Annotated in this window: 11 protein-coding genes; 6 read left to right on the forward strand and 5 right to left on the reverse strand. The window is 72.3% G+C overall.

Annotation, left to right across the window (positions count from 1 at the left end):
• Positions 1–35: 35 nt before the first annotated feature.
• On the reverse strand, positions 36–1,085 hold the full coding sequence (locus Sru02f_RS07505; protein ID WP_109032080.1) for an LLM class flavin-dependent oxidoreductase: 1,050 nt from the start codon (positions 1,083–1,085) through the stop codon (positions 36–38).
• A 322-nt stretch (positions 1,086–1,407) separates the two neighbouring features.
• Between Sru02f_RS07505 and Sru02f_RS07510 the strand changes: the two genes are divergently transcribed.
• Both Sru02f_RS07510 and Sru02f_RS07515 read left to right on the forward strand, forming a co-directional pair.
• Positions 1,408–2,430, forward strand: coding sequence for a glycoside hydrolase family 11 protein (locus tag Sru02f_RS07510; RefSeq protein WP_109031677.1), 1,023 nt, complete (start codon positions 1,408–1,410; stop codon positions 2,428–2,430).
• Between the two features lie 34 nt (positions 2,431–2,464).
• Complete coding sequence (locus tag Sru02f_RS07515; RefSeq protein WP_109031678.1) at positions 2,465–3,472, forward strand: polysaccharide deacetylase family protein; 1,008 nt, start codon at positions 2,465–2,467, stop codon at positions 3,470–3,472.
• Positions 3,473–3,536: 64 nt separating this feature from the next.
• Here Sru02f_RS07515 and Sru02f_RS07520 read toward each other — a convergent pair whose 3' ends face one another.
• Both Sru02f_RS07520 and Sru02f_RS07525 read right to left on the reverse strand, forming a co-directional pair.
• On the reverse strand, positions 3,537–3,878 hold the full coding sequence (locus tag Sru02f_RS07520) for a MazG-like family protein (RefSeq protein WP_109031679.1): 342 nt from the start codon (positions 3,876–3,878) through the stop codon (positions 3,537–3,539).
• A gap of 32 nt (positions 3,879–3,910) precedes the next feature.
• Positions 3,911–4,453: a DoxX family protein gene (locus Sru02f_RS07525; RefSeq protein ID WP_109031680.1), complete on the reverse strand. Its 543-nt coding sequence runs from the start codon at positions 4,451–4,453 to the stop codon at positions 3,911–3,913.
• A gap of 153 nt (positions 4,454–4,606) precedes the next feature.
• Here Sru02f_RS07525 and Sru02f_RS07530 point away from each other — a divergent pair, with 153 nt between their 5' ends.
• Positions 4,607–4,933 carry a nuclear transport factor 2-like protein gene (locus tag Sru02f_RS07530; protein ID WP_109031681.1) on the forward strand — a complete coding sequence of 109 codons (327 nt, stop codon included), beginning with the start codon at positions 4,607–4,609 and terminating at the stop codon, positions 4,931–4,933.
• 235 nt (positions 4,934–5,168) lie between these two features.
• Here Sru02f_RS07530 and Sru02f_RS07535 read toward each other — a convergent pair whose 3' ends face one another.
• Positions 5,169–5,960, reverse strand: coding sequence for an SDR family oxidoreductase (locus tag Sru02f_RS07535; protein WP_109031682.1), 792 nt, complete (start codon positions 5,958–5,960; stop codon positions 5,169–5,171).
• A gap of 132 nt (positions 5,961–6,092) precedes the next feature.
• Here Sru02f_RS07535 and Sru02f_RS07540 point away from each other — a divergent pair, with 132 nt between their 5' ends.
• A complete protein-coding gene (locus Sru02f_RS07540) occupies positions 6,093–7,763 on the forward strand; it encodes an alkaline phosphatase D family protein (RefSeq protein WP_109031683.1) in 1,671 nt (556 codons plus the stop codon).
• On the opposite strand, the gene Sru02f_RS07545 is transcribed toward Sru02f_RS07540, so the two are convergent.
• Positions 7,750–8,796, reverse strand: a complete 1,047-nt coding sequence (locus tag Sru02f_RS07545; RefSeq protein ID WP_167469503.1) for a Gfo/Idh/MocA family protein — start codon at positions 8,794–8,796, stop codon at positions 7,750–7,752. The genes Sru02f_RS07540 and Sru02f_RS07545 overlap by 14 nt on opposite strands.
• A gap of 118 nt (positions 8,797–8,914) precedes the next feature.
• Between Sru02f_RS07545 and Sru02f_RS07550 the strand changes: the two genes are divergently transcribed.
• Both Sru02f_RS07550 and Sru02f_RS07555 read left to right on the forward strand, forming a co-directional pair.
• Positions 8,915–10,201 (forward strand): multidrug effflux MFS transporter, encoded by a 1,287-nt coding sequence (locus Sru02f_RS07550; protein ID WP_109031685.1) that lies wholly within the window; start codon positions 8,915–8,917, stop codon positions 10,199–10,201.
• Entirely contained in the window at positions 10,162–11,334 is a 1,173-nt protein-coding gene (locus Sru02f_RS07555; protein WP_174855062.1) for a serine hydrolase domain-containing protein, read from the forward strand. The genes Sru02f_RS07550 and Sru02f_RS07555 overlap by 40 nt, the downstream gene beginning before the upstream one ends.
• The last annotated feature ends 432 nt before the right edge of the window (positions 11,335–11,766 follow it).

Genomic DNA, 11,766 nt, shown 5'->3' on the forward strand with positions numbered 1-11,766 from the left:
CGGGGTGCTGAGCCTGCCGCCATGCAGCCTTGCCCTCACCCGAACCCCGGCATCACCCGTTCCGCGATCAGACGCAGCTGGGTGTTCACGTCCGCCGCGCCCGGCAGGTCCCGGCCCGTGAACGTCTGCACCAGGGCGCGGTCGGTGATCGCGCAGATCATGTGGTTGACGCCGCTGGGTGCGATGTCCCGTTCGATCTTCTCCCGGCACTCCTCGGGCGTGCCCGCGACCGAGAGGCGGTCGGCGATCTCCGGGGTGGTCAGTTCGATGCCGCGGGCCAGGTCGCCGGCGCCGATCGCGTCGATGACCGGCTTCAGCTCCGCCGGGTCGACGCCGTTGCGGCGCAGTTGCTCCTCGGGCATGGAGGAGGCGTAGATGCCGACCATGCTGCGCGCCGCTTCCTTGGCGACCGCCGAGTCGGGGCCGGTGGCGAAGACCACCCAGGCCCCGATGTCCAGCGAGCGCCAGTCCTTGCCCGCCCGCTCCGCGCCCGCCCTGATGTGCCGCACCGCGTAGTCGTAGGCCTCGCGGGTGTAGCTCAGGGCGTGGTGGCAGCCGTCCGACAACTCACCGGCCGCCTCGAAGGACTTCGGCCCCCGCATCGCGCCGAGCTTCAGCGGCAGCCGGTCCTGCACCGGGCGGGCGAAGGTGAACAGGCCGTCGTAGGAGAAGAACTCGCCCTCGTGCGTGATGGTGCCCTCGTCGAGGAACGTGCGCATCACGTGCAGGGCTTCCTTGACCCGGGACAGCGGTCTGGTGCGGGCCCAGTCGATGCGGTACTGGGCCAGCAGGCCGAAGTTGCCGCTGGACAGCACGCCTTCGGCGCGGCCGCCGGAGAGTTCGTCGAGCGTGGCGAGGGCCTGCGCGACCAGGGTCGGCTCGCGCAGCGTCACCGGGGAGACGCTCGGTCCGAGGCGGATGCGGTCGGTGCGGCCGGCCGCCACCGCGAAGAGGAGCCACAGGTCCTTGTGCCAGGTCTCGTCGGCGGCGTAACAGGCGTGGAAACCGAGTTCGTCGGCGAGCCGGATCGACTCCAGGGACTCGGCCAGGGGGTAGTCCGGGAGCATCGCGTAGCTGAACTTCACGAGCGCCAACCTCCGTTGTTCCGTCGTGGGGAACGGTGCGCTGCCTCTACCGAGGATGTGAGTTCGGGGGTCGGCTGTCCAGGGAGCGATGCTTCGAAATTTTCGAACCCACTCAGCCTCCTTTCCGGGAGAGTTGGCGAGAAGGTCCCGGGGGATGTGTGCTGGCTTCGAGTAGGGGCTGAGTGATCTGCGGCTTTGCGTTTCGCACCGTTCTTCCTGGCGTGCCGAAGGTTTCGAAACTTCTACCGAAACTGTTGACGCTTGATGGGTGCAGGTCAACACTGTCGCCGTTGTCCGAACCCGCAGGAGAGGAACACCCCCCATGAACCTGCTCGTCCAGCCGGGGCGCCGCAGACGCGGTCCCGTCGCCTTGCTCGTCAGGAGCGCGTGGGCCGTCGCGCTGGCGGCGCTCGCCGCGCTGATGCTGCCGGGCACCGCCCAGGCCGACACGGTCGTCACGACCAACCAGGAGGGCACCGACAACGGTTACTACTACTCGTTCTGGACCGACAGCCAGGGCACCGTCTCCATGAACATGGGCTCCGGCGGTCAGTACAGCACCTCGTGGCGCAACACCGGCAACTTCGTCGCGGGCAAGGGCTGGAGCAACGGCGGGCGCAGGACCGTGCAGTACTCGGGCAGCTTCAACCCGTCCGGCAACGCGTACCTGGCGCTCTACGGGTGGACGTCGAACCCGCTCGTCGAGTACTACATCGTCGACAACTGGGGCACCTACCGGCCCACGGGCGAGTACAAGGGCACCGTCACCAGTGACGGCGGCACCTACGACATCTACAAGACGACCCGTGTCAACAAGCCCTCCGTCGAGGGCACCCGCACCTTCGACCAGTACTGGAGCGTCCGGCAGTCGAAGCGGACCGGCGGCACCATCACCACCGGCAACCACTTCGACGCGTGGGCCCGGGCCGGGATGCCGCTCGGCAACTTCAGCTACTACATGATCATGGCCACCGAGGGCTACCAGAGCAGCGGCAGCTCCAGCATCAACGTCGGCGGGACCGGCGGCGGCGACAACGGCGGCGGCGACAACGGCGGCGGCGACAACGGGGGCGGTGGCGGCGGGTGCACCGCCACGCTGTCCGCCGGGCAGAAGTGGGGCGACCGGTACAACCTCAACGTCTCCGTGAGTGGCGCCAGCAACTGGACGGTGACGATGAACGTGCCGTCCCCGGCGAAGGTCATGTCGACCTGGAACGTCAACGCGACCTACCCCAGCGCGCAGACACTGACCGCCAAGTCCAACGGCAGCGGCAACAACTGGGGCGCCACCATCCAGGCCAACGGCAACTGGACCTGGCCCAGCGTGTCCTGCAGCGCGGGCTGACCCACCCCACCAGCGGAGAGGAGGAATCACTCGCATGCGTACCAGTACCGGACCACGCGCGTCCTCGCGCACCCTGCGCACCCTGGCTTCCGGCGTCGCCGTCACCGCGCTCGCCGCCGCGGGCACGGTCGCGGCCGGCGCCGCCCCGTCCCAGGCCGCGGCCTGCAACGGCTACGTCGGGCTCACCTTCGACGACGGCCCCTCCGGCAGCACCCAGTCCCTGCTCAACGCGCTCAGGCAGAACGGGCTGCGGGCCACCATGTTCAACCAGGGCCAGTACGCCGCCCAGAACCCGTCCCTGGTCCGGGCCCAGGTCGACGCCGGGATGTGGGTCGCCAACCACAGCTACACCCACCCGCACATGACCCAGCTCGGCCAGGCCCAGATGGACTCGGAGATCTCCCGGACCCAGCAGGCGATCGCGGGCGCGGGCGGCGGGACGCCCAAGCTGTTCCGCCCGCCCTACGGCGAGACCAACGCGACGCTCCGGTCGGTCGAGGCCAAGTACGGGCTGACCGAGGTGATCTGGGACGTCGACTCCCAGGACTGGAACAACGCCAGTACCGACGCGATCGTGCAGGCCGTCTCGCGGCTCGGCAACGGCCAGGTCATCCTCATGCACGACTGGCCCGCCAACACGCTCGCCGCCATACCGCGCATCGCGCAGACCCTGGCGAACAAGGGGCTGTGCTCCGGCATGATCTCGCCGCAGACCGGCCGTGCGGTGGCTCCCGACGGCAGCGGCGGGGGAGGAGACGGCGGGGGCGGTGGCGGTGGCGCCTGTACCGCGACGCTGTCCGCCGGGCAGCGGTGGGGGGACCGGTACAACCTCAACGTCTCCGTGAGCGGGTCCGACGACTGGACGGTGACGATGAACGTGCCGTCCCCGGCGAAGGTCATGTCGACCTGGAACGTCAACGCGAGCTATCCCAGTGCGCAGACGCTGACCGCCAAGTCGAACGGCAGCGGCAACAACTGGGGTGCCACCATCCAGGCCAACGGCAACTGGACCTGGCCCAGCGTGTCCTGCAGCGCGGGCTGACCGAGCCCGGACCCCCCGGGTCCGTACCCGTGGACGAGGCCCACGGGTACGGACCTTCGGTCACTCACTCACCCAGCGACCGGTCCGCCACCCGCGCCAGATGCCGCCCGAACACCTCGCGCGCCTCGGGCGTCAGCGTCCGCAGGGCCACCATCGCCGTGATCACGACGTCGCACAGCTCCGCCTCCACGTCGTCCCAGGTGTGCGTGACACCCTTCCTCGGGTTCTGGCCGGTCGCGCCGATCACCGCCTCGGCGACCTCGCCGACCTCCTCCGACAGCTTCAGCATGCGCAGCAGCAGGCCCTCCCTGCCGCCGACGGGCCGGTCCGCCTCCAGCCACCTCCACAGGGCGTCGACGGTGGTCCAGAGGTCGTCGGCCCGCGCGCCGTCCGGGTTGTCGCTCATGTGGAGCAGCGTGCCACGTCCCCGAGGGGGCGTCAGTCGAAGAGCGTCTCCTGCTGCCCCTCGGCCGCCCTGCGCAGCCGCCTGTTCCGCGCCCCCACGACCACCGTCGTGGCCGCCGCCGTCACCGCGAAGGCGGCCGGGACCATCCAGTTCCGGTTGACCGCGTGACCGAGGGCGTGGTCGAGGGAGAGCCGGCCGGGGCCCGAGACCGCGAGGCTCGCCGCCGTCAGGCCGAGGGAGACGGCGTACTCGTAGCCGCCCGCCTGGGCGAAGAAGCCGTTGGGGGCGTGCACCGCGGCGGCGCCCGCCATCGCGCCGACCGCGGCCGCGCCCGCCGCCGGAGTGGCCAGTCCCAGCGCCAGCAGCGTCCCGCCGCCCGCCTCCGCGAGACCCGCCGCGGTGGCGCTGGCCCGGCCCGGCGCGTAGCCCATGGCCTCCATGGCCCGACCGGTCTCCCCGAGGCCGCCGCCGCCGAACCAGCCGAGCAGCTTCTGCGTGCCGTGCGCGGCCAGGACCCCGCCGGTTCCCAGGCGGAGCAGCAGCAGTCCGAGATCCCGCCGGTCACAGCACTTCACGTCGACTCCCTCGCGGACGGTGGCGGCTCATCTGCCCACCGTCGCCCCTCCGCGGCGTACGGGCCCGTCGCCGGGCGCCGTTCGGGTGGTGGCGGGCGACGGCGGGCGGTACGCCCGGTGGCGGGGGCGTGGAGCCGGTGTGACGCTGCCGCCATGACCATTCAGACCACGCGACTCAGCGACCCGGCCGTCCGCGCCTTCGTCGCCGCCGTCAACGCCCACGACCGCGAGGCCTTCCGCGCGCTGCTCGCGCCGGACGCCACCATGGCCGACGACGGGGACGACCGGAACCTCGACCAGTGGGTCGACCAGGAGATCTTCTCCTCCAACGGCCACATGGAGGTCGACAACGAGTCGAACGGCGGTCGCGCCCTCATCGCCCGCTACCGCAACGACACCTGGGGCGAGATGCGCACCCGGTGGGACTTCACCGTCGACGAGGACGGGCGGATCGCCCGCTTCGAGACCGGGCAGGCATAGCCGGGAAACGGTGCGGCAGCCGTTCCCCCCACCGGTGCGACCGGTGTGGCGGAACGGCTGCCGCCTCCCCCCTCGGTATGGCATGTGCGGCGTTGTGGATGCCCAACGCCTCATATGTGAAAGTCTGGTGAAGGAGATTTGAGCATACGTCCGCCACCGGCCGCAATACGGCGGACCTTGAAATTCCGATTGTATGAATCGATGTGTTGCGCGCGTGTGTGCCCGCGGGCCGCGCTCAGCCGCGCCCCACGTACGGCATCGCCGTCGCCATGACCGTCGCGAACTGCACGTTCGCCTCCAGGGGCAGCTCGGCCATGTGCCGCACCGTGCGCGCCACGTCGGCGACGTCCATCACGGGCTCGGGTGCCGTCTCCCCGTTGGCCTGGAGCGCGCCGGTCCGCATCCCGGCCGTCATCTCGGTCGCCGCGTTGCCGATGTCGATCTGGCCGACCGCGATGCCGTAGGGACGGCCGTCCAGCGACAGTGACTTGGTCAGACCCGTCAGCGCGTGCTTGGTCGCGGTGTACGCCACCGAGTGCGGACGCGGCGTGTGCGCGGAGATCGAGCCGTTGTTGATGATCCGGCCGCCCCGCGGGTCCTGCTCCTTCATCTGCCGGTACGCCGCCTGCGCGCACAGGAACGCCCCGTTGAGGTTGGTGTCCACCACGTGCCGCCAGGCCTCGTAGGGAAGGTCCTCGACCGGCACGCCGCCGGGACCGAACGTCCCCGCGTTGTTGAACAGCAGGTCCAGTCGCCCGAACCGGTCGCGCACGGCGCCGAACAGGGCCGCCACGTCCTCCGGGCGCGACACGTCGGCGCGGACGGTGAGCGCCGTGCCGCCGCCCGCCGGTGCCGCCGCGGCCGTCTCGGCCAGGGGCTCGGGGCGGCGGCCGGCCAGGGCGACCGACCAGCCGGCGGTGAGCAGTTCGACGGCGACCGCCCGGCCGATGCCGGATCCGGCGCCCGTGACGACGGCGACCTTCCGCACGCCGGCGCTTTCCTCGTCGGTGGTTCTCACGGTGTTCATGACTCGGCAGCGTACGGGTCGCGGAACATGCGGAACTCATCCGTCCGACACGCGATCGCCATGTCCGTGCCAAACCGGGGACGCTCCCGGCGCTTCGAATGCCCCTTGCAACCACCGCAAGGGGAGGAACGGATGACACCCGCGAACCACCAGGCCCCGACCCGGGTCCCGGCCCAGTCGCAGTCCTCGCACGCGCCCGAACTCCGCGCCGCCGCCCGCAGCCTGGGCCGCCGCCGCTTCCTGACCGTCACCGGCGCCGCCGCCGCGCTCGCCTTCTCCGTCAACCTGCCGGCCGCCGGCACCGCGAGCGCCGCCGAGCTGGACGCCGCGCGGCTGACCGCCGACCCCTTCACGCTCGGTGTCGCCTCGGGCGACCCGCAGCCCGGTTCGGTGCTGCTGTGGACGCGTCTGGCCCCGGTGCCGTACCAGGCCGACAGCGGGCTGCCGGCCGAACGCGTCGAGGTGAGCTGGGAGCTGGCCCTGGACGAACGGTTCCGCCGCGTCGTCAGAAGGGGCCGGACCACCGCCCACCCCGAGTTCCACCACACCGTGCACGTCGAGGTCGACCACCTCGCGCCCGGCCACGTCTACCACTACCGCTTCCGCGCCGGCCGGTACGTCAGCCCGGTGGGCCGTACCCGCACCGCGCCCGCGCAGCACAGCCGGGTGCCCGGCCTCACCTTCGGCCTCGTCTCCTGCCAGAAGTACGACCAGGGGTACTACACCGCCTACAAGCACCTCGCCCAGGAGGACGTGGACGTCGTCTTCCACCTCGGCGACTACCTGTACGAGTACGCCGTGAACGCCACCGGCGGCTCCCGCGCCTACCCCGCGGGCACCCTGCCCGCGCACTTCAACCACGAGACGGTGACCCTGGAGGACTACCGCCTGCGGTACGCCCTCTACAAGTCCGACCCCGACCTGCGCGCCGCGCACGCCGCGCACCCCTTCGTCGTCACCTGGGACGACCACGAGACCGAGAACAACTACGCCGACGAGACACCGGAGAACAGCGTCCCGCCCGAGGAGTTCCTCATCCGCCGGGCCGCCGCCTACCGGGCCTACTGGGAGAACATGCCGCTGCGCCGCCCGCAGCTGCCCGACGGCCCGGACCTGAAGCTCTACCGCCGGCTGCACTGGGGGCGGCTCGCCCAGTTCGACGTCCTCGACACCCGGCAGTACCGCTCCAACCAGGCGTACGGCGACGGCTGGCAGTTCCCCGGGCCCGAGTCCGAGGACCCGGGCCGCACGCTCACCGGCGACGCCCAGGAGCGCTGGCTGATCAACGGCTGGCACCGGTCGAACGCCCTGTGGAACGTGGTGCCCCAGCAGGTCACCTTCTCCCAGCGGTACAACTCGACGAGCACGCCGTCCAAGGTCTCCATGGACTCCTGGGACGGCTACCCGGCCTCGCGCGAGCGGGTGCTGGCCGGCGCGCAGGCCGCCGGGATCGAGAACCTCATGGTCCTCACCGGCGACGTGCACGTCTCCTACGGCTTCGACATCAAGCGCGACTTCGACGACCCGGACTCCAGGACCCTGGGTACGGAGATCGTCACCACGTCCGTCACCAGCGGCGGCGACGGCGCGGAGAAGCCGTCCAACTGGGACACCCTGATGGCCGCCAACCCGCACCTGAAGTTCTTCAACGGGCGGCGCGGCTACGCCACGGTGTCCCTGGGCCGCGAGTCGGCGCGCGCCGACTTCAAGACGGTGTCCCACGTCGGCACCGAGGGCGCGCCGCTCACGACCGCCGGGTCCTTCGTGACGGCGGCGGGGGAGCCGGGGCTCACGCCGGTGTGACCACCGGGTCCGCCGCTTCTCCCTGTGCCGTCGATCCTGTTTCTCCCGGGTAGCGGACGCCGACGCGGTCCCGGATCGCGTCGAGCGTCCGCATCACGGCCAGCGTGCCCTCCAGCGGGACCAGCGGCGACTCGGTCTCCCCGGCGCGCAGCGCCCGCATCACCTCCTGGGCCTCGTGCCGCAGGCTCTCGCGGGGCCCGTCGGCCGGGTCGGCGCGGAACTCCTGCGGGTCCCGGCCGGTCCGGTGCAGCACGAAGCGGTCCGGGAAGAAGAAGCCGTCCGGGACGTCGATGCGGCCCTCGGAGCCGGTGATCGAGGCGGAGTTGGGCGTACCGCCGGTGATGGAGCAGTGGATGGAGGCGAGCGCGTCGTTCTCGTACGAGAGCAGCGCGCCCGTCTGGAGGTCGACGCCCTCCTCCGAGAGCACCGCCCGCGCCGCGACGTCCGACGGCTCGCCGAGCAGAAGCTGCGCGAAGGACACCGGGTACACGCCCAGGTCCAGCAGCGCGCCGCCGCCCTGCGCGGGGTCGCGGAGCCGGTGCGCGGCCGGGAAGGGGCCCGCGAGGCCGAAGTCCGCCTGGAGACTGCGGACCTCGCCGATCGCGCCGTCGGCGACCAGCTCCTTCAGGCGCCGCACCAGCGGGTTGCAGTACATCCACATCGCTTCCATGAGGAAGACGCCCCGTTCGCGGGCGAGCGCGACCAGTTCCCCGGCCTCGCGCGCGTTCAGCGTGAACGGCTTCTCGCACAGCACGTTCCGGCCCGCCTCCAGGCACAGGCCGGCCGCGGTCCGGTGCGCCGAGTGCGGGGTCGCGACGTACACCACGTCGACGTCCTCGTCCCGCGCCAGCGTCTCCCAGGCGCCGTACGCCCGCGGTATCCCGAACCGCTCGGCGAACGCCTTCGCCGACGCCTCGGTCCGCGAGGCCACCGCCACGACCTCCGCGTCCGGCAGATCGACCAGATCCGCCGTGAACCTCGCCGCCATCCCGCCGGTCGCGAGAATCCCCCAGCGCACCTTCTGTCCGGTCACCGCTGACACCCTGCCCCACCCTCGCTCAGGTTCGTTCGTCGTTCGGGTTCGTTCGTTCAAGTCCGTACGAGCTGAGAGCATAGGTGGCGGATCCGAAGAAGAGGGAGGGGCACATCACATGCCCGAGCGCGGGCCGTCCACGCAAACGCCGCAAACGTCTCAGTCGTCGCACATACCGCGAACGCCGCCCGCCGGGCGGCGTATCAGTCTTCTCGTCACGCTCATACTCGGCAGCCTCACCGCTACGCCGCCGCTGGCGATGGACATGTACCTCCCCGCCCTCCCGGAGGTCACCCGGTCCCTGGGCGCACCGGCCGCGACCGTCCAGCTCACGCTCACCGCCTGCCTGGCCGGCATGGCCCTCGGGCAGATCGTCGTCGGTCCGATGAGCGACAAGTGGGGGCGCCGGCGTCCGCTGCTGGCCGGGCTCGCCGTCTACGTCGTCGCCACCGCGCTGTGCGCCGTCGCGCCGAACGTGGAACTCCTCGTCGCCTTCCGGCTGGTCCAGGGACTCGCGGGCGCCGCCGGGATCGTCATCGCCCGGGCCGTCGTGCGCGACCTGTACGACGGCGTGGCCATGGCCCGCTTCTTCTCCACCCTGATGCTGATCTCCGGCGTCGCGCCGGTCGTCGCGCCGCTCATCGGCGGGCAGATCCTGCGCGTGACGGACTGGCGGGGCGTGTTCGTCGTCCTCGTGGTGGTCGGGGTGGTGCTGGGCGTCGTCGTGTGGGCCCGGCTGCCGGAGACGCTGCCCGTCGAGGAGCGGCACGCCGGCGGCGTCGGCGACACCCTGCGCGCGATGCGCGGCCTGCTCGCCGACCGGGCCTTCACCGGGTACATGCTCGCGGGCGGCTTCGCCTTCGCCTCGCTCTTCGCCTACGTCGCGGCGTCGCCGTTCGTCATGCAGGAGATCTACGGAGCCTCCGCGCAGACGTTCAGCCTGCTGTTCGGCCTCAACTCGATCGGCCTCGTGGTGGTCGGGCAGATCAACGGCAAGATCCTCGTCGGGCGGGTCAGGCTGGACCGGGTGCTCGGCCTCGGCCTCGTCGTCGTGATCGCCGCGGCGACGGTGCTGCTGCTGATGTCCCTGGGCGTCTTCGGCGAGGTCGGGCTCGGGCCGGTCGCCGCCGCGCTGTTCGTGCTGATGTCGGCGATGGGTCTCAGCCTGCCCAACACCCAGGCGCTCGCGCTGATGCGGGTGAAGAAGTCCGCCGGTTCCGCCTCCGCGCTGCTCGGCACGTCCTCCTTCCTCATCGGCGCGGTCGCCTCGCCGCTGGTCGGGATCGCGGGGGAGGACACCGCCGTACCGATGGCCGTGGTCCAGCTCGCGGCCGCTGTGGTGGCGCTCGGCTTCCTCGTGACCATGTGCCGCGGGGAGAGAGCAGGCAAGGGAGAGGACAACTGAGCGCTCCGAGACTGCGCCGCGACACCCCGGAGCGGGCCGGACTCGACCCCGGGCAGCTCCGGCGTGCGGTCGCCCAGGTGCGCGACCTCACCACCGGCGAACGCCCCTGGGCGGCGGGCGCCGTCGTGGCCGTCGGACGCGGGCCCGTGCTCGCCGCCGAGGCCGCGGCGGGCTGGGCCGTGCGCTACTCCTCCTACGACCCCCGCTCCGACGCGGGCGTGGAGCTGCCGGAGGGCTCGCGGGTGCCGATGAGCGTGGACACGCCCTTCGACCTCGCCTCGCTGACCAAGCTGTTCACCGCGGTGGCGGCCGTGCAGCAGATCGAGCGGGGCACGCTCGGCATCGACGCGGAGGTCGGCGCCTACCTGCCGGACTTCCGGGCCGCGGCCGAGCACCGCGTCACCGTACGGCAGTTGCTCACCCACACCTCCGGGCTGCGGCCCGAACTGCCGCTGTACGACCGCGCCGCCTACGCCGACAAGGAGGCACGGCTGCGGCGGCTGCGGGCGGAGCCGCCGGTGGGGGTGCCGGGCACGTACTGCTACTCGGACCTGAACATGCTGCTCCTGCAACAGGTGCTGGAGCGCATCACGGGGCGGGGGCTCGACGTCCTCGTCCGGGACGGGATCACCCGGCCGCTGGGCATGACGGCGACGGGCTTCGGGCCGTGTCCGGGGGCCGCGGCCACGGAGGACCAGCGGCGGCCGTGGGCCAAGGCGGACCGGGGGATGCTGCGCGGGGTCGTCCACGACGAGAACGCGTGGGCGCTGGGCGGGGTGGCCGGTCACGCGGGGCTGTTCTCCACGGGGCGGGATCTGGCGGTCTTCTGCCGGACGCTGCTGGCGGGGGGCTCCCACGGGCCCGCGCGCATCCTCGGGCCGGACTTCGTGGAACTGCTCCTGGCCGAACCGGGGCTCGGGTTCGCCCTGGACCAGCCGTGGTTCATGGGCGAGCTGGCGGGGCGCGGGGCGGCGGGGCACACCGGCTTCACCGGCACGATGCTGGTCCTCGACCGGGTGACGGACACCTTCGCGATCCTCCTCGCCAACACGGTCCATCCGCGCCGCCGCGCCCCGGACAACCGGGCCCGCGCGGCGCTGTGCACGCGGGTGGCGCGGGCGGTGCGGGCCTGATCGTCCGTGGGGGGATGCCTGCGGCGGCCTGTGCGGCTTCGGTGGGGGTGCGTGTAGCGCGGTGTGTCCGGTGGGTGGGTCGGGGTCGCGCCGGGGGGTGTCCGTCCTCGGAACGGCGCGGAATCGGTCGGCTACGGGGGTGCGGGGCGTGGACGCGCCAACCGCTGCGGGCGGACACCCCCCGACACGCCCCCTTCTCGCCGTACGCGGCTGCGGCCCGCCCTCGCTCCGCGCCCCTTCTCGCCGTACGCGGCTTCCCCGCCGCGTCGCCCCCGGCCGCAACTGCGCGTGACCGCCCCCTCCCGCCGCAGCTGCGGGCAGTCGCTGCCCCCCGCCGTAGCTGCGGGCAGTCGTGCCGCTGGGGCGGCACGGGTGGGCGCAGCGGCACCCCGTAACGCCGGGCCGCGCTCCCCCTCGGGCCCGCACACACGC

The organism is Streptomyces rubrogriseus (assembly GCF_027947575.1).
Lineage (GTDB): Bacteria > Actinomycetota > Actinomycetes > Streptomycetales > Streptomycetaceae > Streptomyces > Streptomyces rubrogriseus.

Excerpts from the sequence above, each read along its gene's own strand:
- Sru02f_RS07510 (WP_109031677.1), top strand. The coding sequence starts at position 1,408 with ATGAACCTGCTCGTCCAGCCGGGGCGCCGCAGACGCGGTCCCGTCGCC.
- Sru02f_RS07515 (WP_109031678.1), top strand. The coding sequence starts at position 2,465 with ATGCGTACCAGTACCGGACCACGCGCGTCCTCGCGCACCCTGCGCACC.
- Sru02f_RS07520 (WP_109031679.1), bottom strand. The coding sequence starts at position 3,878 with ATGAGCGACAACCCGGACGGCGCGCGGGCCGACGACCTCTGGACCACC.
- Sru02f_RS07530 (WP_109031681.1), top strand. The coding sequence starts at position 4,607 with ATGACCATTCAGACCACGCGACTCAGCGACCCGGCCGTCCGCGCCTTC.
- Sru02f_RS07535 (WP_109031682.1), bottom strand. The coding sequence starts at position 5,960 with ATGAACACCGTGAGAACCACCGACGAGGAAAGCGCCGGCGTGCGGAAG.
- Sru02f_RS07540 (WP_109031683.1), top strand. The coding sequence starts at position 6,093 with ATGACACCCGCGAACCACCAGGCCCCGACCCGGGTCCCGGCCCAGTCG.
- Sru02f_RS07550 (WP_109031685.1), top strand. The coding sequence starts at position 8,915 with ATGCCCGAGCGCGGGCCGTCCACGCAAACGCCGCAAACGTCTCAGTCG.